At 74.2% G+C, this 21,138-nt stretch carries 15 protein-coding genes; 10 read left to right on the forward strand and 5 right to left on the reverse strand.

Going from position 1 to position 21,138, the window contains the following annotated elements; genetic code table 11:
* From C6N75_RS13535 to galE, 6 genes are all read left to right on the forward strand, one after another.
* Positions 1-3,449: Rne/Rng family ribonuclease (locus tag C6N75_RS13535; protein WP_105869131.1), on the forward strand; the 3,449-nt coding region annotated here is incomplete at its 5' end.
* Positions 3,450-3,791: 342 nt separating this feature from the next.
* A complete protein-coding gene (locus C6N75_RS13540) occupies positions 3,792-4,910 on the forward strand; it encodes a DegT/DnrJ/EryC1/StrS family aminotransferase (RefSeq protein ID WP_105869132.1) in 1,119 nt (372 codons plus the stop codon).
* Positions 4,907-5,929 (forward strand): Gfo/Idh/MocA family protein, encoded by a 1,023-nt coding sequence (locus C6N75_RS13545; protein WP_105869133.1) that lies wholly within the window; start codon positions 4,907-4,909, stop codon positions 5,927-5,929. The genes C6N75_RS13540 and C6N75_RS13545 overlap by 4 nt, the downstream gene beginning before the upstream one ends.
* A gap of 92 nt (positions 5,930-6,021) precedes the next feature.
* Positions 6,022-7,647: a glycosyltransferase family 2 protein gene (locus tag C6N75_RS13550; protein WP_105869146.1), complete on the forward strand. Its 1,626-nt coding sequence runs from the start codon at positions 6,022-6,024 to the stop codon at positions 7,645-7,647.
* Positions 7,644-8,927: a nucleotide sugar dehydrogenase gene (locus C6N75_RS13555; protein WP_105869134.1), complete on the forward strand. Its 1,284-nt coding sequence runs from the start codon at positions 7,644-7,646 to the stop codon at positions 8,925-8,927. Before C6N75_RS13550 ends, C6N75_RS13555 begins: the two co-directional genes overlap by 4 nt.
* Before the next feature lie 85 nt (positions 8,928-9,012).
* Positions 9,013-9,981 carry a UDP-glucose 4-epimerase GalE gene (gene galE, locus C6N75_RS13560; protein ID WP_105869135.1) on the forward strand — a complete coding sequence of 323 codons (969 nt, stop codon included), beginning with the start codon at positions 9,013-9,015 and terminating at the stop codon, positions 9,979-9,981.
* An 87-nt stretch (positions 9,982-10,068) separates the two neighbouring features.
* Here the strand turns inward: galE and C6N75_RS13565 are convergent, their stop codons facing one another.
* The 3 genes from C6N75_RS13565 to wecB form a co-directional block, all read right to left on the reverse strand.
* On the reverse strand, positions 10,069-12,198 hold the full coding sequence (locus C6N75_RS13565; RefSeq protein ID WP_105869136.1) for a glycosyltransferase family protein: 2,130 nt from the start codon (positions 12,196-12,198) through the stop codon (positions 10,069-10,071).
* Positions 12,195-13,565, reverse strand: coding sequence for a glycosyltransferase (locus tag C6N75_RS13570; protein WP_105869137.1), 1,371 nt, complete (start codon positions 13,563-13,565; stop codon positions 12,195-12,197). Before C6N75_RS13570 ends, C6N75_RS13565 begins: the two co-directional genes overlap by 4 nt.
* A gap of 123 nt (positions 13,566-13,688) precedes the next feature.
* Entirely contained in the window at positions 13,689-14,801 is a 1,113-nt protein-coding gene (wecB, locus tag C6N75_RS13575) for a non-hydrolyzing UDP-N-acetylglucosamine 2-epimerase (protein ID WP_105869138.1), read from the reverse strand.
* A 422-nt stretch (positions 14,802-15,223) separates the two neighbouring features.
* Here wecB and C6N75_RS13580 point away from each other — a divergent pair, with 422 nt between their 5' ends.
* Positions 15,224-16,258, forward strand: coding sequence for a hypothetical protein (locus C6N75_RS13580; protein ID WP_258177398.1), 1,035 nt, complete (start codon positions 15,224-15,226; stop codon positions 16,256-16,258).
* Positions 16,259-16,475: 217 nt separating this feature from the next.
* Here the strand turns inward: C6N75_RS13580 and C6N75_RS13585 are convergent, their stop codons facing one another.
* Together C6N75_RS13585 and C6N75_RS13590 are read right to left on the reverse strand one after the other, a co-directional pair.
* Entirely contained in the window at positions 16,476-17,075 is a 600-nt protein-coding gene (locus C6N75_RS13585) for an acyltransferase (protein WP_105869139.1), read from the reverse strand.
* A gap of 111 nt (positions 17,076-17,186) precedes the next feature.
* Entirely contained in the window at positions 17,187-18,398 is a 1,212-nt protein-coding gene (locus tag C6N75_RS13590; RefSeq protein ID WP_181160462.1) for a glycosyltransferase family 39 protein, read from the reverse strand.
* 419 nt (positions 18,399-18,817) lie between these two features.
* On the opposite strand from C6N75_RS13590, the gene rplU reads away from it, so the two are divergent.
* The 3 genes from rplU (at position 18,818) to obgE (ending at position 20,953) form a co-directional block, all read left to right on the forward strand.
* The gene (rplU, locus tag C6N75_RS13595; RefSeq protein ID WP_105869141.1) at positions 18,818-19,138 is read left to right on the forward strand and encodes a 50S ribosomal protein L21; all 321 of its coding nucleotides are present in this window, start codon (positions 18,818-18,820) and stop codon (positions 19,136-19,138) included.
* 14 nt (positions 19,139-19,152) lie between these two features.
* Positions 19,153-19,407 (forward strand): 50S ribosomal protein L27, encoded by a 255-nt coding sequence (gene rpmA / locus C6N75_RS13600; RefSeq protein WP_093477705.1) that lies wholly within the window; start codon positions 19,153-19,155, stop codon positions 19,405-19,407.
* 109 nt (positions 19,408-19,516) lie between these two features.
* Positions 19,517-20,953 carry a GTPase ObgE gene (gene obgE, locus C6N75_RS13605; RefSeq protein ID WP_105869142.1) on the forward strand — a complete coding sequence of 479 codons (1,437 nt, stop codon included), beginning with the start codon at positions 19,517-19,519 and terminating at the stop codon, positions 20,951-20,953.
* The last annotated feature ends 185 nt before the right edge of the window (positions 20,954-21,138 follow it).

Raw genomic sequence — 21,138 nt, forward strand, 5'->3', positions numbered from 1 at the left:
CCCCCGCGCCGCGCCGCCGCCGCGCCACCCGCAAGGCCACCGCCGCCGCCGGTCCGCCGCCCGCCGCCGAGCCGGCGCCCACCGGGGCCCCCGAGCCCGCCGAGGTCGAGGCCGCCGTCGAGGAGGCCCCCGCGCCGCGCACCCGCCGCCGGGCCACCCGCAAGGCCACCGCGCCGGCCGGCGCGCCCGCCCCGGTCGAGGAGGCCGCCGGCGAGACGCCGCCCGCCGCCAGCGTCGCCCAGATGGCGTCCGACGAGGCCGAGGTCGCCGCCGCCGAGGAGGCCGCCACCCGCGGCCGCGGCCGCCGCCGCGCCTCCTCCCCGCAGTTCACCGCCGGCGCGTCGGCCCGTACGGACGCAGCCGAGCAGGGCCGCGGCCGGCGCGCCGCACGCCCGGCCGTACCGGTCTTCCAGGCGCCGGTGTTCGCCGAGCCGATGTTCCAGACCCCGGAGACCGCCGCCGCCGAGGCCGCGGCCCAGGCCGCCGCCGACACCGGCAAGGCCGACAGGGCCGGCAAGGCCGAGAAGCCCGAGCGGGCCGAGAAGAGCGAGGAGGCCGGCGAGGCGCGTGGCGCCGTCGAGCAGGGCGAGGGCGGCCGCCGTCGCCGCCGCCGCCGCGGCGAGCCCGCCGAGCAGCCCGTCGAGCAGCAGGCCCCCGAGGCCGAGGAGAGCGCCGAGGAGGCCGAGCCGGAGAGCGCCGAGCCGGAGGCCGCCGAGGGCGACGAGTCCGAGGACCGCCCCTCGCGCCGCCGCCGCCGCGGTGGCCGCCGCCGTCGCCGCGGCGAGGCCGCCGACGCGGACGAGGACACCGCCGACGACGACACCTCCGACGGCGGGAAGGACGAGACCCCGTCCGCCGAGCAGGAGGCCGACGCCGAGGACGAGGAAGACGACGAGGAGGAGTCGGAGGAGGGTGGCACGCCGTCCGCCGCCGGCACCAGCAGCTCGCGCCGCCGTCGCCGGCGCCGCCGCCGCAGCGGAGACGCGGGCGGCGAGAACGAGACCGGCGCCGCCGACGACGACGGTGTGCGCACCGTCGTGAAGGTCCGCGAGCCGCGTCCGGCCCGCGAGGCCGCCGACGAGGTGCAGTCCATCAAGGGCTCCACCCGCCTGGAGGCCAAGAAGCAGCGCCGCCGCGAGGGCCGCGAGCAGGGCCGCCGCCGGGTGCCGATCATCACCGAGGCCGAGTTCCTCGCCCGCCGCGAGGCCGTCGAGCGGGTCATGGTCGTCCGCCAGAGCGGCGAGCGCACCCAGATCGGCGTCCTGGAAGACGACGTGCTGGTCGAGCACTACGTCAACAAGGAGCAGTCGACCTCGTACGTCGGCAACGTCTACCTCGGCAAGGTGCAGAACGTCCTGCCGTCGATGGAGGCGGCCTTCGTCGACATCGGCAAGGGCCGCAACGCCGTGCTGTACGCCGGCGAGGTCAACTTCGAGGCGCTCGGCATGGGCCACGGCCCGCGCCGCATCGAGGCCGCGCTGAAGTCCGGCCAGTCCGTGCTGGTGCAGGTCACCAAGGACCCGATCGGTCACAAGGGCGCCCGGCTCACCAGCCAGGTCTCGCTGCCCGGCCGGTACCTGGTCTACGTGCCCGAGGGCTCGATGACCGGTATCAGCCGCAAGCTGCCCGACACCGAGCGGGCCCGGCTGAAGACCATCCTGAAGAAGATCGTCCCCGAGGACGCCGGCGTCATCGTGCGCACCGCCGCCGAGGGCGCCAGCGAGGACGAGCTGCGCCGCGACGTCGAGCGGCTCCAGGCGCAGTGGGAGGACATCCAGAAGAAGGCCAAGTCCGGCAACGCGCCGACGCTGCTGTACGGCGAGCCGGACATGACCGTCCGGGTGGTCCGCGACATCTTCAACGAGGACTTCTCCAAGGTCATCGTCAGCGGCGACGAGGCCTGGCAGACCATCCACGGCTACGTCTCGCACGTCGCCCCGGACCTGGCGAACCGCCTCACCCGCTGGACCTCGGAGACCGACGTCTTCGCCACCTACCGGATCGACGAGCAGCTCATGAAGGCGCTGGACCGCAAGGTCTGGCTGCCGTCCGGCGGCTCGCTGGTGATCGACAAGACCGAGGCGATGATCGTCGTCGACGTCAACACCGGCAAGTTCACCGGCCAGGGCGGCAACCTGGAGGAGACCGTCACCAGGAACAACCTGGAGGCGGCAGAGGAGATCGTGCGCCAGCTCCGGCTGCGCGACCTGGGCGGCATCGTCGTCATCGACTTCATCGACATGGTGCTGGAGTCCAACCGGGACCTGGTGCTGCGCCGCCTCCTGGAGTGCCTGGGCCGGGACCGGACCAAGCACCAGGTCGCCGAGGTCACCTCGCTGGGCCTGGTCCAGATGACCCGCAAGCGGGTCGGCCAGGGCCTGCTGGAGTCCTTCTCCGAGACCTGCGTGCACTGCAACGGGCGCGGCGTCATCGTCCACATGGAGCAGGCGACCGCGACCGGCGGTGGCGGCGGCAAGCGCGCCAAGAAGCGCGGCAAGGGCGGCGACGCCCACGTCCACGAGCACGTCTCCGAGGAGACGGCGACCACCGAGCCCGAGGTCGAGACCGAGGCCGAGGTGGCGGCCGAGCTGGCCGCGCCGGTCTCGCTCGCCGAGCCGCTGGCCGAGCGCGTCGCCCCGGACGAGGAGCTGTACTCCTCGGTCGCCGAGGCGGAGGCCGCCGCGACCCGCGGCCGCCGCCGCCGGGCCACCCGCCGGGCGTCCGCCCCGGCCGGCGCGCCCCGCGCGGCGGAGCCCGCCCCGGCCCCGCAGCCCGCGGTCGCCGAGGTGGCGCCGGAGGTGGTCGAGGTCGAGGCCGTGCCCGCCATCGCCGCACCGGAGCAGGCCGAGCCCGAGCTCGCCGCGTCCACCGTCGCGCCGGAGGCTCCGGCCGAGGAGGCCCCCGCGGCCGCCCCGGCCCGTACCCGCCGCCGCGCCACCCGCAAGGCGACCGCCCCGGCGGGATCGCCCAAGGCGGAGGATTCCGCGGAGCAGGCGCAGACCGAGATCGTGGCCCCGGCCCCGGTCGAGCCGGTCGCGGCTCCGGCCGAGCCCGCGCCCGCCGAGGAGGCCCCCGCGGCCGCCCCGGCCCGTACCCGCCGCCGGGCGGTCCGCAAGGCCACCGCCCCGGCCGGTTCGCCGTCGGGCGCGGAGGACGCCGCGGTCGTCGTGGTGTCCGCCGCCCCGGCGGAGGCCGAGCCCGCCGGCCCCGAGGCGGCGGCCGAGGGCGAGGAGGCGGCCGCGCCGGCCAAGAAGACGGCCCGCAAGACCGCCAAGAAGGCCACCACGGCCACCGCGAAGAAGGCCGCCGCCAAGAAGACGGCGGCCAAGAAGACCGCGGCGAAGAAGACGACCGCCAAGAAGGCCGCCACCAAGAAGACGGCGGCGAAGAAGACGGTCGCCGCCGAGCAGCAGTCCCCGTCGGCCGTCACGGCCGCCACCGAGGACTGACGACCGGGTGAACAGGGGCGGTACGGCGTGCCACCGCGGCACGGCCCGTACCGCCCCTGGTGTCGGGACGGGTCGCGCTTTGTTTCGGAATTGATGCACCGCAGGGTGCAGGAGCCCGAAATGGCCTAGGAGATCCCTGATAATGTGACGCCCGGTCGCTGCCGTGGCGGGTACCGCCCGCATCTCGGACCGGTGATGAATCCGGCTCAGGGGCAGACCGGTCCCAGCAACCTCGGCAGGGGGTCGGCATCGCGCCGGAGGGACGCGCGGCTCATTCACGTCCGCGGACATCCTCAAGACCTCTGCCACTTAGAGCTCTCGCGGTGTTCAAGGAGGACGTCCATGCCGAGCAGCAACGAGCAGCCCATCCCCGCTGCCCGCCCGGTCATCGGTGAAGAGGAGATCGAGGCGGCGGTGCGCGTGCTGCGCAGCGGCCGCGTCGTGCAGGGGCCCGAGGTCGCCGCGTTCGAGGAGGAGTTCTCCGCGCTGGTCGACGGCCGGCACTGCGTCGCGGTCAACTCCGGCACCTCCGCGCTGCACCTGCTGCTGATGGCGATCGGCGTGGGGCCCGGCGACGAGGTGATCGTCCCCTCGTTCTCCTTCGCGGCCTCGGCCAACGTGGTCAGGCTGGTCGGCGCCGACGCGGTGTTCGTCGACATCGAGCCGGACAGCTTCTGCCTCGACCCGGCAGCCGTGGAGGCCGCGATCACCCCGCGGACCGCCGCCATCATGCCGGTGCACCTGTACGGGCACCCGGCCGCGATGGACCGCATCATGGCCATCGCCGCCAAGCACGGCCTCGCCGTGGTGGAGGACGCCTGCCAGGCCCACGGCGCCGCGCTGAACGGCACCCCGGTCGGCGCCTTCGGCGCGGGCGGCACCTTCAGCTTCTACCCGACCAAGAACATGCACTCCCTCGAAGGCGGCATGGTCACCACGGCCGACGCCGAGACCGCCCGCACCCTGCGCCTGCTGCGCAACCAGGGCATGGAGCAGCGGTACGCCAACGAGATCGTCGGCGCCAACGTGCGGCTGACCGACGTGGCCGCCGCCGTCGGCCGCGTCCAGCTCGCCAAGCTGGACGGCTGGACCGAGCAGCGCATCGCCAACGCCGCGTACCTCTCGGAGCACATCACCGCCCCGAACGTGGTCACCCCGCCGCTCGCCCCGGGCGCCCGGCACGTCTACCACCAGTACACGGTCCGCATCCGCGGCGACCGCGACGCCGCCATGGCGAAGCTCACCGAGGCGGGCGTCGGCAACGCGGTGTACTACCCGACCCCCATCCACCGGCTCAAGCCCTACTGGGAGCCGGACCAGAAGGCCGGCCGCGACTGGGACCTGCCGGAGACCGAGAAGGCCGCGGCCGAGGTGGTCTCCCTGCCCGTGCACCCCTCGCTGGGCCAGGGCGACCTGGAGCGCATCGCCGCCGCCGTCAACGCGCTGGGAGAGAACCTGTGACCGCCGCCACCGCACCGCTGCGCGCCGGGCTCGTCGGGCTCGGCTCGATGGGCCGCAACCACGCCCGGGTGCTCGCCGGCCTGGACGGCGTCCGACTGGTCGGCGTGGTCGACCCGATGGGCGACAAGAACGGCTGGGCGCAGGGCGCCCCCGTGCTCGCCACCGTCGAGGAGCTGATCGCCCTCGGCGTCGACTACGCCGTGGTGGCCTGCCCCACCGCGCTGCACGAGCCGGTCGGCCTGGCCTTGGCCGAGGCGGGCGTGCACGCGCTGATCGAGAAGCCCCTCGCGGACACCGTGGAGGGCGCCCGCCGCCTGGTCGAGGCGTTCGAGTCCCGCGACCTGGTCGCCGGCGTCGGCCACATCGAGCGGTGCAACCCCGCGCTGCGCTCGCTGCGCACCCGGCTGGAGGCCGGCGAGCTGGGCGACGTCTACCAGGTCGTCACCCGCCGCCAGGGCCCCTTCCCGCACCGCATCGCCGACGTCGGCGTGGTCAAGGACCTCGCCACCCACGACATCGACCTCACCGGCTGGGTCACCGGCCAGACGTACACCTCCATCGCCGCGCACACCGTCTCCAAGTCGGGCCGGGTGCACGAGGACATGGTCTCCGCGGTCGGCCAGCTCTCCGACGGCACCATGGTCAACCACCTGGTCAACTGGCTGAGCCCGCTCAAGGAGCGGTTCACCTCAGTCACCGGCGAGCGCGGCTGCTTCATCGCCGACACCCTCACCGCCGACCTCACCTTCCACTCCAACGCCGCCGTGGCCACCGAGTGGGAGGCGCTGCGGGCCTTCCGCGGCGTCTCCGAGGGCGACATGGTCCGCTACGCCATCCCCAAGCGCGAGCCGCTGCTGGTCGAGCACGAGCTGTTCCGGGACGCGGTCCTCGGCGGGCCCCGCGACATCTGCACCCTGCGGGACGGCCTGCGGACCGTGGAGGTCGCCGAGGCGGTGCTGAAGTCGGCCGCCGGCGGCGGCACGGTCTCCCTGCGGGGGCGGGTGGACGATGGCAACTGAGCGGTCTTCGACGCATGCCCCCGGCGGGCCCGGGGTCCGGCCGACGCGGGGGGCGGGGTATGGGCAGCAGCCCTGACACCACCCTTCCCGACGTGACCCTCCCCGACGTCACCGTCGTGGTCGCCGTCTACAACACGATGCCCTACCTCACCCAGTGCCTGGAGTCGCTGGTCGGACAGAGCATCGGCCGCGCGCGCCTGGAGGTCGTCGCGGTCGACGACGGCTCCACCGACGACAGCGGGCGGGAGCTCGACCGGTTCGCCGAGCGCTACCCGGGCACCGTCAAGGTGCTCCACCAGGAGAACTCCGGCGGACCGGCGGCCCCCAGCAACCGCGCGCTGGAGGTCGCCACCGGCCGCTTCGTCTACTTCATGGGCTCCGACGACTACCTGGGCGAAGAGGCCCTGGAGCGGATGGTCGCCTACGCAGACGAGCACGAGTCGGACATCGTCGTCGGCAAGATGGTCGGCGCGGGCGGGCGCTACGTCCACCAGGCGCTCTACAAGAAGAACGAGCCGCACGTTGGGTTCTCCGACTCCGCGCTGCCGTTCACGCTGGCCAACACCAAGCTGTTCCGGCGCGAACTGGTCGAGAAGCACAAGCTGCGCTTCCCCGAGGACATGCCGGTCGGCTCCGACCAGCCGTTCACCATCGAGGCCGTGGTGCGCGCCACCCGGGTCTCCGTGCTGGCCGACTACACCTGCTACTACGCGGTCAAGCGCGGCGACTCCTCCAACATCACCTACCGGTCCGACCACCTGGCCCGGCTGCGCTGCATCTCCGACATCATGCGGCACGCCGCCGCGCTCATCCCGGCCGGGCCCGAACGGGACGCCGTCTTCCACCGGCACTTCCTGTGGGAGCTGGCCAAGCTGGTCCAGCACGACTTCCCGGCCCTGGACGCCGGGACCCGCCGCGAGGTGTGCGCCGGGGTCGCCGTCCTGGCCGACACCTACCTCACCGACGGCGTCCGCGACCGGATGGACGTCCAGCGCCGGGTGCGCATCGCCCTGGCGCAGCGCGGCGCGGTGGAGGAGCTGGCCCGGTCCATCGAGGACGAGGCCGCGCACGGCACCCCGCCGATCCTGCTGGAGGACGGCCGGGCCTACGTCTGCTACCCGGGCTTCCGGGACGAACTGGCCCTCCCCGACCGGGTCTTCGAGATCCTGGACGAGAACGCGGCGGCCCGGCTCGCCTCCGGGACGGGCTACCTGGACGGCGAGTGGGAGCAGACCGGCCACGACCTGGCCGTACGCCTCGCGGTGCGGACGCCGGTCATCGGCGACACCGCGTCGCTCACCCTGCGGTCGGCCGCCAAGGCCATGCCCCGCAGCGCCGACAAGCCCGGCGGCCGCAGACTCCCGGCCGACGCCGAACTGCCCGCCGAGCAGGGCGAGACGCTCCGCGAGCCCGACCCGGACGGCGGCGGCACGCTGCTGCGCCTGACGCTGCCGCTCGCCGCGCGCCGCGCCACCCTGGGCATCCGGGTCTACCTGGTGGTGGCGGGCTCGACCTACGAGCTCCCGGTCCCGGTCCGCGGCCGTCCGCTGCCGCTGGCCCGGCGCTGGCGGCAGACGCTGCCCCACCGCGTCTCCGCGACCGCCAACGGCAAGGGCCGGCTGGTGGTCACCACGGCTCCGCTCTGGGAGCCGTCGTCCGGCACGCTCAAGCGGGTGCGCCGGATACTGTCCCGTGTGAAGAGGAAACTGTCTCGATGAACATCTGTGTAGTCGCACTCGGCAAGATCGGTCTGCCGCTCGCCGTGCAGTTCGCCATGAAGGGCCACAGGGTCATCGGCGCGGACGTCAACGAGAAGGTCGTGGAGCTGGTCAACGCCGGCACCGAGCCCTTCCCCGGTGAGCACGACCTGGACCGCCGCCTCAAGCAGACCGTCTCCGCGGGCCTGCTGTCGGCCACCACCGACACCGCCTCCGCCGTGGCCCAGTCGGACGCCGTCGTGGTCGTCGTCCCGCTCTTCGTCGACGCCGAGGGCACCCCCGACTTCGGCTGGATGGACGCCGCCACCCGGGACATCGCCAAGGGCCTCAAGCCCGGCACCCTCGTCTCGTACGAGACCACCCTGCCGGTGGGCACCACCCGCACCCGCTGGGCGCCGCTGCTGGAGCAGGGCTCCGGCCTCACCGCGGGCGAGGACTTCCACCTGGTGTTCTCCCCGGAGCGGGTGCTGACCGGCCGGGTCTTCGCCGACCTGCGCCGCTACCCCAAGCTGGTCGGCGGCATCGACGAGGCGTCCACCGCCCGCGGCGTCGACTTCTACCAGCAGGTCCTGGACTTCGACGAGCGCACCGACCTGCCCCAGGCCAACGGCGTGTGGGACCTGGGCACCGCCGAGGCGTCCGAGCTGGCCAAGCTCGCCGAGACCACCTACCGGGACGTCAACATCGGGCTGGCCAACCAGTTCGCCCGGTTCGCCGACCAGAACGGCATCGACGTCAAGAAGGTCATCGAGGCCTGCAACTCCCAGCCGTACAGCCACATCCACCAGCCCGGCATCGCCGTCGGCGGCCACTGCATCCCGATCTACCCGCGGATGTACCTGTGGAACGACCCCGAGGCCACCGTGGTCCGCTCGGCCCGCGAGGCCAACGCCGCGATGCCCGAGTACGCGGTCGACCTGCTGGCCGCCGCCTACGGCGACCTGACCGGCGTCAACGTGCTGGTGCTGGGCGCGGCCTACCGCGGCGGCGTCAAGGAGACGGCGTTCTCCGGCGTCTTCGGCACGGTGGAGGCCCTGAAGGCGCGCGGCGCGACGCCGTTCGTCTCCGACCCGATGTACACCGCGGAGGAGCTGGCCGACCACGGGCTGACCCCGCACCGCGGCGAGAAGGTCACCGCGGCGGTCCTCCAGGCCGACCACGCCAAGTACCGCACCCTCTCCCCGGCCGACCTGCCGGACGTCACCGTCCTGGTCGACGGCCGCCGCACCACCGACCCGGAGGCGTGGCAGGGCGTCCGCCGCGTCGTCATCGGCGGCTGACCGCGTCCACCGGCCCCGTACAGCCCGTACGAACCCCGGCCCTGCCTCGCCACCGCGGGGCGGGGCCGTTTCGCAGGAGGAACCCATGACCTGGCTGATCACCGGCGGCGCCGGCTTCATCGGCGCACACGTGGTGCGGGCGATGGCCGCCGCGGGCGAGCGGATCGTCGTCCTGGACGACCTGTCCACCGGCAGCGCCGACCGGCTTCCGCCGGACGTCCCGCTGGAGACCGGCACCGTGCTGGACCGCGCCACCGTCGACCGGGTGCTGCGCGAGCACGCCGTGACCGGCGTGGTGCACATCGCCGGCAAGAAGCAGGTCGCCGAGTCGGTCGCCCGGCCGCTGTACTACTACCGGGAGAACGTCGAGGGCATCCGCGTCCTGCTGGAGGCCGCCGCCGAGGCGGGCGTGGGCCGCTTCCTGTTCTCCTCCTCGGCCGCGGTCTACGGCATGCCGGACGTGGACCTGGTCACCGAGGACACCCCCTGCGCGCCGATCAACCCCTACGGCGAGTCCAAGCTGGCGGGGGAGTGGCTGGTCTCGGCGGTCGGCCGCGCCCACTCCATGGCCACCGCGTCCCTGCGGTACTTCAACGTGGCCGGCGCGGCCACCCCGGAGCTGGGCGACGCCGGGGTGTCCAACCTGGTGCCCATGGTCTTCGAGAAGCTGGACGCCGGGGAGCCGCCCCGGATCTTCGGCGACGACTACCCGACGCCGGACGGCACCTGCGTACGCGACTACATCCACGTGGAGGACATCGCCTCCGCGCACGTGGCCGCCGCCCGCCGGCTGGCCGCCGACCCGGCCGCCTCGCTGGTGCTCAACATCGGCCGCGGCGAGGGCGTCTCGGTCAGCGAGATGATCGACGTCATCCGCGACGTCACGGGCCACCGGGACGCCGCCGCCGAGACCACCGGCCGCCGCCCCGGCGACCCGGCCCGCGTGGTGGCGGCCGCCGACCGCATCCGCGCCGAGCTGGGCTGGACCGCCCGGCACGGTGTGAAGGAGATGGTCGCCTCGGCGTGGGCGGGCTGGCGCCTGCGCCACCCCTGACACCTCCCGCCGCCGGCCCGGCGGTACGCGAAGGGGCCCCGGGATCATCGTCCCGGGGCCCCTTCGCGCTGTCGTCCGCCGCGGTGCTCAGCGGTCGCCGAGGAACAGCTCGTCGAACGTGCGCCGCACCACCGGCCAGTCCCAGGTGGTCAGCGCGTGGTCGGCGGCCAGCTTGCCGGCGTCCCGCCACGCCTCCTCGGTGCCGGTGGTCTGGAGGATCCGCTGGGCCGCCTCCTCCACGGAGCCGACCACCCAGCCCTCCGGGTACAGCGTGCGGGCGCTGTTCGGCCGGCCCGCGTAGAAGGGCCAGTCCCGGGAGACCGGGACGGCGGCGCTGGCCGCGCCCTCCATCAGACCGACGTGGCAGCCCTCGCGCACCGACGAGGAGAGGATCACGCCGATGTCGGTGAGCGCCGACGGCACGTCGTCGGTGGGGCCGAGCCGCAGCACGACGCCCTCCTCCACCAGCGGCTTCAACTGCGACTCCATCGCCCGGCGGTACACCCGGGTGGCCATGCTGGTCTTCGGGTTCATGTCCCCGCCGACCAGCAGCAGCCGGTACCGCTCGTCGTGCTCGCGGACCTTGCGCAGCACCTCCACGGCCCACAGCGGGTCCTTGGCGACCTGGCTGACGCCGATCAGGCCCAGGTTGAAGCGGGCGTCCGCCGACTTCGGGCGGCCGAAGCCGGTCAGCTCCATGGCGTTGTCGATCAGGTGCGTGCGCGGCGCCGTGTCCTCGCGGAGCTGCGGCACCAGCGACTCGACCAGGTCCCGCACGTGCGGAGCGACGTACACCAGATCGTCGATCCGGGAGAAGTCGGTCATGTGCGGCCAGCGGGTGAACGCCTCGTAGCTGTGCAGCCGCACGATGATCCGGGTGGTGCCCGGGTCGATGGTGGTGAGCATCGCCGCGGGCCCCACCGACCAGTCCAGGAAGACGGTGTCGGCCCAGTCCAGGTAGGGCCGCATCAGACGCTCGACCTCCTCCTGGTAGGTGCTGGCGCCGCCGGCCAGGCGGTCCTCCAGCACCCGGCGACCGGCCCACGCCACCCGCTTGAGGCTCTTCTGCGCGGCGAGGTCCAGGTAGCGCAGCTCCACGTCCTGGTGCTCGCCGTAGCGGGCCAGGATGTGGCGCAGGAAGTTGTCGTTGGCGCTGGTGGTGACCAGCAGCCGCAGCGGCCGGTCCTTCGGCGGCTCGGCGTACGGGGTGCGGCGGCCCTGCGGCCTGGCCAGCGCCCGCATCGACGGCGAGCGGTACAGCGGGGCGGTGAACGCGGCCGCGTCCTCGGCCAGCGGCGAGGAGAGCTGGTCGATGTGGAGCACCCGGTGGAACGCGAGGTTCAGCGCCCGGTCCAGGGCGGCCGACGCCTTCGCGTGGTCGCCCTCGGCGAACTCGGCGTCCGCCTCGGCCATCCGCGCCGCGACCGCCTGGTCGAGGTTGCGCGGGCTGATGCCCTTGGCCAGCTCGTTCATCACCGCCTCGTCCAGCAGCCCGGCCCGCGCGGTCAGATCGGGGATCTTGGACGCGGCGGCGGCCAGGGTCAGCGAGGCGCCGCTGGTGCGGCCCGCCCACTGCATGCCCTCGGCGACGTACCGGGAGGTGGCGACGCGGACCTTGGCCGGGACGCCGGGCACGGTGACGGCCGTGCGCCACAGCTTGGCGCCGATCGCCGACCGCATCACCGGCCGGGCGGTGGCGTGCCGCATCACCGCGGCCGGCAGGCCGTCCACCGCGCGGCGGGCGTTGGCCTTCACGATGTCCAGCGGCGGCATCGCCGCACGGGTGCCGGAGGCGCCGCGCCGCTTGACCCGCTCGACCGCCTTGAGGGCCGGCGCGATGCCGAAGTGGGCCTCCGCCACGCGGTAGTACTGCGCGAGCCGCCACACCGTGTACACGGCGCCGGCGTCCAGCGCCACCAGCACGTCGGCGTGCCGGGCCTGGCGGCGCAGCCAGTTGTCGCCGCGCACCTGGAGCCACACCTTCATCCCGCCGGGCGACTTGCGGGCCTTGCGGCGCAGGGCCGCGCTGCGGGTGTTGAGGTTGCGCGGCAACTGGTGGGTCTCGGTCAGCCCGGCGGTGCCCAGCTCGGCGACCGACGGCAGGTGGAAGGTCCCGCCCAGGTACGTGCCGGCGCCCAGCGCCTGGAACTTGCGCACCGAGTCGGCGAAGACGCCCATCTGCGGCTTGGTGCTGGCGATGAACAGGACGTTGGTCACTGGGAGGGTCCTTCGGCGGCGGGCTGGATGTCGGCGAGGGCGGCCGCGTCCCCGGCGCCGACCCGGGCCAGGGCCGCGTGGTCGTCGATCAGGGTCTTCACGGCGGCGCTCATCACCGCTTCCCGGGTGAACCGGTCGGCGTGCGCCATCGCCTTGGCGTGTACCTCGTCACTGGTCTCCACCGCCAGGTGCGCGGCGGCGATGAACGACTCGGTGAGGCCCCGCACGTCCAGCCCGGGGGCGCCGGTCCACAGCGGGTGGCCCTGGAGCACGTTGGACGCGTCGTGCTCGACGACGTGCGCCGACACGATCGGCAGCCCGGTCGCCATGTACTCGTAGACCTTGCCGGAGGTGACGTACCGGCCGCCGATGAGGATGAGGACCATCGCGTCCCAGCGGGCGTAGATCGAGGCGACCTCGGCCTTCGCGGCGGGACCGCCGAAGCGGACGCCGTCCGGCTCGGCCTGCTTGAGCACCTCGGCGTGCCGGTTGGCCTCGCGCCCCGAGCCGTTGCCGATGTGCCCGCGGACCTCGAAGGTGGCGTTGGACAGCAGCGGTTCCTGCTCCCGGGCGGCCCGCCAGGCGTCCAGCACCGTCTCCAGGTGCGGGACGGTGAAGTTGACGGTGCCCAGGTAGCCGAAGGCCAGACCGGCGCCGGTGTCCGGGCGGTGCACCCGGCCCGGGGAGCTGTCGGCGTCGTAGCCGTTGCGCACCACGTGCACGCGGCTCGCGACCTCGGGGTAGCGGGTGCGGTAGTGCTCGGCGATCGGGTCGTTCACCACCCACAGCGACACCGCGTGGTCCAGGATGCGCTGCTCCCAGATCCCCTCGGCGGAGTCGCGGGCGAAGCACTCCACGCCCTCGATGACGTCGATCGACCAGCCGTCGCGGAAGTCCACCGCGTACGGCACCTTCGCCTCCTCCCACAGCTTCCAGGCCGCGGCGAGGTTGACGTAGGGGACGCAGCTCGCCAGCAGCAGGTCGGCCGGGTGCTCGGCGTGCACCTTGAGCACGGCCTGCTCCAGGTCGCCGCGCCACTCGCCGAAGTTGGGCTCCGGGAAGGGCTCCATCTGGCGGCGGCGCAGCCGGGTGACCCAGCCGTTGGGGTTGAGGGCGCGCTCCTCGCTGTACAGACCGATGTCGGTCTCCAGGTCCTCGCGCGACAGGGGCAGTTCGACGATCCGGACGCGCGGGTCGACCTGCTCCAGCAGGGTGAGGTCCACACCGGAGTCCCGCTCCCAGGACTCCTGGGCGATGGTGACCACGGTGACGTCCCAGCCCTGGCGGACGAACTGGTTGGCCGTCTCGCGCATGCGGTAGGCGCAGCTCTTGGCGGCGGGCGGGAAACCGATGGCGAGATAGATCACGTGAGGCCGCTCGCCCGCGAAGGCGGCGGGCGGCCGGGACGTGGGAGACACTGACATAAGCGGTGACGCTAGCACGGTGACATGGGCGGAAAAGTGACCCTGAGAGGCCCTTTGTCCGGTCCGTCACGCGTGCCGGCTGCCTCCCTTCTGCTGGTGCAGGTCCGCGAGGATGCGCACGACGTTGCGGGCGGCCTGCCCGTCCCCGTACGGGGTGCCGGGGTCGGCGGTCGGCGCCGGCCGGGTCACCGTGGCGGCCCAGTCGTCCGCGGACAGCGTGTGCGGGTCGGGTACGAGGACGTTCCAACCGGTGTCCACGGTTTCCACCCACTCGGTCTCCGGCCGGATCGTGGTGGTGACCCGCTCCAGCAGGAACGCCTCCTTCTGAAGGCCGCCGGAGTCGGTGACCACACCGGTGGACGCCAGCACGGCGGCGATCAGACCGGCGTACGGCAGCGGGCGGCCGACGTGCACCGAGCCCTGGGCCAGCTCGATGCCGTGCTCCTTGGCGCGGGCCACCAGGCGCGGGTGGGCCAGCAGGGCGACCGGCACCGGCAGTGCCGCCAGCGACGCGACGATGGCGGTCAGCCGCTCGGGGTCGTCGGTGTTGTCCGGGCGGTGCAGGGTGGCCAGCAGGAACGGCTGCGCGGGGTCGATGCCCTCGGGCAGCGCCGGCGCCTGGTGCTTGCCGGCCCGCACGTCGTCGCGGATGCGCAGGCAGATGTCGACCATCACGTCGCCGGCGAGCACCGCGCGGTCCTTGAGCCCCTCGTCGGCGAGGTGGCGCATGGCCTCCTCGGTCGGCGCGAGCAGGACGTCGGCGCAGTGGTCGGTGAGCACCCGGTTGTGCTCCTCGGGCATGCGGCGGTTGAAGGAGCGCAGCCCGGCCTCCAGGTGCGCCACCGGCAGGTGCATCTTCACCGCGGAAAGGGCGCCCGCGATGGTGGAGTTGGTGTCGCCGTAGACCAGCACCCAGTCGGGCCGCTCGCGCTCCAGCACCGGATCGAGCGCGGCGAGCACCGTCCCGGTCTGCACGCCGTGGCTGCCCGACCCGACCCCGAGGTGGACGTCCGGGTCGGGGATGCCCAGCCCGTCGAAGAAGACGTCGGACAGGTCCGCGTCGTAGTGCTGCCCGGTGTGCACGATGACGTGCTCGTGTTCCGTTCCGGCGAAGGCGGCCGCGATGGGGGCGAGCTTCACCAGTTGAGGACGGGCGCCGACGATGCTGATGACTTTCACTGAGCACTCTTCTTCTGCTGGGTACAGGTCGGTGAGGGAGCGTGCCGTGCCATCGTAGGCAATCCAGGTGGTGCCCCCTTCCACGCCTCCGGCCCCGAGCGGCCCGCCATCCGCCCGCCGACCACGGCCGCCGGGGCCGGGGTTGGCCCGCATAACGATTGCGGGACGACCGGCGCCCGCCCGGGGAGGACCCCTCAAGGCCCCGCTCCGGGGAGGGCACGGGCCGGGTGCGGAGGCGGTGTTATCGTCTCGCGAGCCCCGGGCGGCACGGCGCCCCGGCGTGTGCAGGAGAGGGTCGGCGGTGAGCCATGGTGGGACGGTCCGCGCGTGATCCCCGCGGGAAGACGGGTCCTCGCCCTCCGGGCCGAGGCCGCACCGGCGCCGGTCCGGCGCCGTCGAAAGCCGCCTGCGCCGACTGGCTGGTGCGCGGCAAGGACGGCCGGCTGACCGCCTACGCGGCGGTCGAGGGCGCGGTGCTGCGCTGGACCGAGAAGCAGCCCGGCGGCCCCGACTGGTCCGGCCCCGAGACCATCCCGGCCCCCGGCAACGACCCGCACGTCTGCATAGCCCAGGGCGCCGACGGCTACGTCCACCTGGTGGGGCTGCGCCGCACCCGCGGCGACGGCGGCCGGCCCGTCACCGAGGTGGTCTACGCGTTGCAGTACCAGTCCGGCCTGGCGGTGCGGTCCTGGGAGACGGTCGGCAACCCCTTCCCGGACGACCCGGAGGCGGCGGCCCGGATCGGTCCGCCCAGCGCCGTGGTGGACGCCACCGGTTCGCTGCACGTCTTCGTCTCCGACCCCGGCGGCGGGGTGCGGCACCGCGCCCAGGTGGCCTCGGGCAAGTGGAACCGGTGGGCCGACCTCGGGGGGCTGCGCATCACCGGCAGGGTCTCGCCCGCGCTGCTGGACGACGGACTGATGGAGCTGCTGGCGCCCACGCCGCAGCACCTGATGCGGTGGACCCAGCCCGGGGCCGGGGTGAAGTTCACCCGCGCCCCCGACGTCCCGGCCGCCCCCGAACCGGCCTCGCTGTCCCGGGTGGCGACCGGTCCCGGCCGGCTCACCCATCTCTGGCACGACCGCGGGGACCGCACGGTACGGGCCTGGCGCGCCGCCGCGGGCGACGAGCCGGCCGACCCCGTCCCGCTGGGCGACGCCGGCGGCAGCGGCCCGATCGCCCTGCTGCGGACCCGGGTGGACGGGCACGACTGCACGGTGATGGTCCGGCGGGACGACGCCACCGGCCGCCCGGCGATCGCGGCCTACCCCACCGAGGAGGAGTCCCTGGGCGCCTCCTGGACGCCCACCGGCGAGCCGTGCCTGGGCGCCCCCGCGCTCGCCCCGGACGCCCGGGGCCGCGTGGTGGTCGCGGCCTTCGCCACCGACGGCTCGCTGCGCGTCGCCCGCCAGAAGGCCGAACCGGGGCTGGCGCTGGACGCCTGGACGGCCGTCTGACCCGGCACGGCGAAAGCACCCCGAGCCTGCGCCCGCCGGACGCGAGTGCCCGCGCCCGCCGCACGCGAGGGGCTGCACGCCGCCGGGCGCTCGGGGCCGTACGTCGCACGCTGCCAGGCCCGCGAGCCGTACTCGCGTGCCGCGCGCCGCCGCCCCGGTCGGCGCCCGGTGCGGGGCCGGCCGGGGCGGCGCGGTGCGGGGTGGCCGGGCGGCGGGGTCAGGCGCGCTCGGTGAGGACGCCGTCCTTCTCCTCGTACAGCTCGCCGGTCTGCGGGCACTCCCAGACGTCCGGCTCGCCGGCGCGCTCCACCAGCCGTACGCCGGTGCGGCCGACCCAGCCCAGGCGGCGGGCCGGGACGCCGGCGACCAGGGCGAAGTCGGGGACGTCCCTGGTGACCACGGCGCCCGCGGCGACCATCGCCCAGCGGCCGACGCGGACCGGGGCGACGCACACCGAGCGGGCGCCGAGCGAGGCGCCCTCGTCGACCTTGACGCCGACCGCCTCCCAGTCGCCGCCGCGCTTCTGCTTGCCGGACGGGTCCACCGAACGCGGGTTGTGGTCGTTGGTGAGGACCACCGCCGGTCCGACGAAGACGCCGTCCGCCAGCTCGGCCGGCTCGTAGACCAGCGCGTAGTTCTGAAGCTTGACGTTGTCGCCGATGCGCACCCCGGTGCCGACGTACGCGCCGCGGCCGACCACGCAGCCCTCTCCGAGCCGGGCGTCCTCACGGATCTGGGCGAGCTCCCACACGCTGCTGCCGGCGCCGATCCGTGCGCTCTCGGCGACCTGGGCGGTGGGCTGGACCCTGTAGTTCACGCTGCTTCTGCCTTCCGGCTGACCGTTGTTGCGGTACGACGTCGCGGTACGACTCCTGCCGCCGTGAGCATACGGGGCCGCGGACGCCGCACGGCCGGCCCGCCGGGGTGCTCACGGCGAGTGCCCGGCGACCAGGAGCAGATGGCCGCCGAACAGCCCGGAGACCACCGCCGCCGGGACCAGCACGGCGTGCAGCACCCCCGGGCGAGCCCGGGCCAGCGCGGCGGCGAGCGGCAGCAGCAAGGCGAAGGCCGGCAGCAGGAAGCGGCCCTTGGAGTGGAAGTAGCCGGCCCCGCCGACGGTGATCAGCAGGGTGAGCCCGGAGTGCACCAGCAGCGGCAGCGGCCACCGCTGGAGGACGCAGACCACCAGCAGCACCGCGGCCCCCGCCAGCACCGCGGCCACCACCGCCGCGCTCAGCGGCGTCTCGGGGCGGGCGAACAGCCGCCCCAGCCGGTCCCAGGTGTACCGCCCGCCGTCCACGTACGAACCCCACCGGCGCTGCACCAGGAAGTAGCCGTCCCAGCGGGCGGCCCGGACCCCGGTCCAGGCGACCCAGCCCAGCCAGCCCAGCGGTGCCAGGACGAGGGCCGCCGCCGCCCGCCGCGGGAGGGGCCGGGCGCGCAGGGCGAGCAGCGCGGGCACCCCCACCGCGGCCACCACCGCGATCCCGGTCGGCCGGGTCAGCCCGGCCAGGCAGGCCAGCGACGCGGCGGCGAGCCAGCGCCCGGTCAGCACCGCGTACAGCGCCCAGGCGGCGAGCGCGGTGAACAGGCTCTCGGTGTACGCCATGGACTCGACCACGGCGTGCGGCAGAGCGCCCCACAGCACCGTGGCGACGAGAGCGGTGCGCCGCCCGGCGCAGTGCTCCACGACCGCGTACACCCCCCACGCGGCCGCCGCCGAGGCGGCCAGCGACAGCAGCAGCGCCGCCCACGGCGCGGGCAGCGGGGTGAGCGAGGCCGTGGTGCGGATCAGCGCCGGGTAGAGGGGGAAGAACGCGTACCGGCACAGATCCCCCTGCACCGGGCAGCTCCCGGCGTACCCCTCCTCGGCGATCAGCACGTACCACCCGGAGTCCCAGCGGCCGGCCAGCAGGTCGAACGCGCTCCGGTCGGTTCCGGACAGCGCCAGGGTGAGGCCGAGCGCCCGCACCGCCGCGTACGCCAGCAGCGCCGTGCGGGCGCGGCCCAGGGCCGCCGCCGTCCGCCCGGTGGAACGCCGGCCGGCCGGCTGCCGGCCGGCGGGACGCGGCCACACCGGCGCGCCCGCCCGGGCCGCGGCGCCCCTTCCGCCCCCCGGCTCTGCCTGCGGCTGCGTCATGGTCGCTCCCTCCGGCTCCGTCCCGGCGCCGGCGCCTCGGCGGGGGAGCCGGACCGGGGGAGGGAGACCAGGGGGAAGTCTGGAACGAAGAAGGAGGATCATCCGCTGATGTGACCGGCGCGCCGATCAGACCGCACCCGAACGCCGGAACGGAACGCCAGAACGGAAGCCGGAACGGAACGCCGCAACGGCAGGCGCCCGGGGCGCGGTGGGCGCCGCCCGGCCCGGTTTGACCCCTGGCGGGGCCGTCCGTACCCTGGACCGTCGGCGTGTCTGTATACACGCCAACTCCTGAGCACCTCCCTCCGGCCGCCCCCGGCGCCGGAGAGGCCGCTCATCCCATCCGGACGGTCACGGGCCCCGGCCCGTGCGGGCGGCTGGCTTCAGGGGTTTCCGTTCCGAGTGAGGGAGAGATCCGCGTGTACGCCATCGTGCGCAGCGGTGGTCGGCAGCACAAGGTAGCTGTCGGCGACATCGTCGAGGTTGACAAGATTTCCACCGCCAAGGTGGGCGACACGGTCGAGCTCTCGACCCTGCTCGTCGTCGACGGCGAGTCCGTGACCAGCGACCCGTGGGTGCTGGCCGGGATCAAGGTCCAGGCCGAGATCGTGGACCACCACAAGGGCGCCAAGATCGACATCCTGCGGTACAAGAACAAGACCGGCTACCGGCGCCGCCAGGGCCACCGCCAGCAGTACACGGCGATCAAGGTCACCGGCATCCCCACGGCTGCGAAGTAAGGGACTGAGGAGACATGGCACACAAGAAGGGCGCATCGTCCACCCGGAACGGTCGCGACTCCAACGCTCAGCGGCTCGGCGTGAAGCGCTTCGGCGGTCAGGTCGTCAACGCCGGTGAGATCCTGGTCCGCCAGCGCGGCACCCACTTCCACCCCGGCGCGGGCGTCGGCCGTGGCGGCGACGACACGCTGTTCGCGCTTCAGGCCGGCGCGGTGCAGTTCGGCACGCACCGCGGTCGCAAGGTCGTGAACATCGTTCCGGCTGCCTGACCCGTTCTCGCGGAGGCGGACCTCACTTCCCGTACGGGAAGCGGGTCCGCCTTTCGCTTGTTTTCCTTGAGACCGTACGCACGTCATCTCTGCACCGGAGGCACCCCTCATGACCACCTTCGTGGACCGCGTCGAACTGCACGTCGCCGCGGGTAACGGAGGCCACGGCTGCGCCTCCGTGCACCGGGAGAAGTTCAAGCCGCTCGGCGGCCCCGACGGCGGCAACGGCGGCCGCGGCGGCGACGTCGTCCTCGTCGTCGACCAGTCGGTCACCACGCTCCTCGACTACCACCACTCGCCGCACCGCAAGGCCACCAACGGCAAGCCCGGCGAGGGCGGCAACCGCTCCGGCAAGGACGGCCAGGACCTGATCCTGCCGGTGCCGGACGGCACGGTCGTGCTGGACGGGAACGGCGAAGTGCTCGCCGACCTGGTCGGCCACGGCACCACCTACGTCGCCGCCGACGGCGGCCGCGGCGGCCTCGGCAACGCCGCGCTCGCCTCCGCCCGCCGCAAGGCGCCCGGCTTCGCGCTGCTCGGCGAGCCCGGCCGGGCCGGCGACATCGTCCTGGAGCTGAAGACCGTCGCCGACGTGGCGCTGGTCGGCTACCCGAGCGCCGGCAAGTCCTCGCTGATCTCGGTCCTCTCCGCCGCCAAGCCGAAGATCGCCGACTACCCCTTCACCACCCTGGTGCCCAACCTGGGCGTGGTGACCGCCGGTTCCACCGTGTACACGGTCGCCGACGTGCCCGGCCTGATCCCCGGCGCCAGCCAGGGCCGCGGCCTGGGCCTGGAGTTCCTCCGCCACGTCGAGCGGTGCAGCGTCCTGGTGCACGTCCTGGACACCGCGACGCTGGAGTCCGACCGCGACCCCGTCTCCGACCTCGACGTGATCGAGGAGGAGCTGCGCCAGTACGGCGGCCTGGACGACCGGCCGCGCATCGTCGTCCTCAACAAGACCGACATCCCCGACGGCAAGGACCTCGCCGAGATGATCCGGCCGGATCTGGAGGAGCGCGGCTACCGCGTCTTCGAGGTCTCCGCCGTCGCCCACCTCGGTCTGAAGGAGCTGTCCTTCGCGCTCGCCGAGATCGTCGCCAAGGCCCGCGCCGCCCGCCCCCAGGAGGAGGCGACCCGGATCGTCATCCGCCCCAAGGCCGTGGACGACGCCGGCTTCACCGTCACCCGCGAGGACGAGGGCCTGTTCCGGGTCCGCGGCGACAAGCCCGAACGATGGGTCCGCCAGACCGACTTCAACAACGACGAGGCCGTCGGCTACCTCGCCGACCGGCTCAACCGCCTCGGTGTCGAGGAGGAGCTGATGAAGGCCGGCGCCCGGGCCGGCGACGGCGTCGCCATCGGCCCCGAGGACGACGCGGTCGTCTTCGACTGGGAGCCGACGCTGATGGCCGGCGCCGAGATGCTCGGCCGCCGCGGCGAGGACCACCGCTTCGAGGCTCCGCGCCCCGCCGCCCAGCGCCGCCGCGACCGCGATGCGGAACGGGACGAGGCCCAGCAGGAGTTCGACGGCTTCGAGCCCTTCTGACAACCGGCCGCCGCGCCGCCGCCGGGGAGCCGGCCGGCGGCGCGGCAGCCGCCGCGCCGAGGACGCGCTCCGTCACCCCGGCCTGTGTCATCCATCACTCGGCGGGCCGCCGCCGGTCGCGGTGAAGTCCCGTGCACACGCTGGTGAACGGGGGGTTCACCGCCCTGGAAGGCGGGGGGTCGTCC

Origin of the sequence: Streptomyces solincola (assembly GCF_002982015.1) — a bacterium.
GTDB classification, from domain to species: Bacteria; Actinomycetota; Actinomycetes; order Streptomycetales; family Streptomycetaceae; genus Streptomyces; species Streptomyces solincola.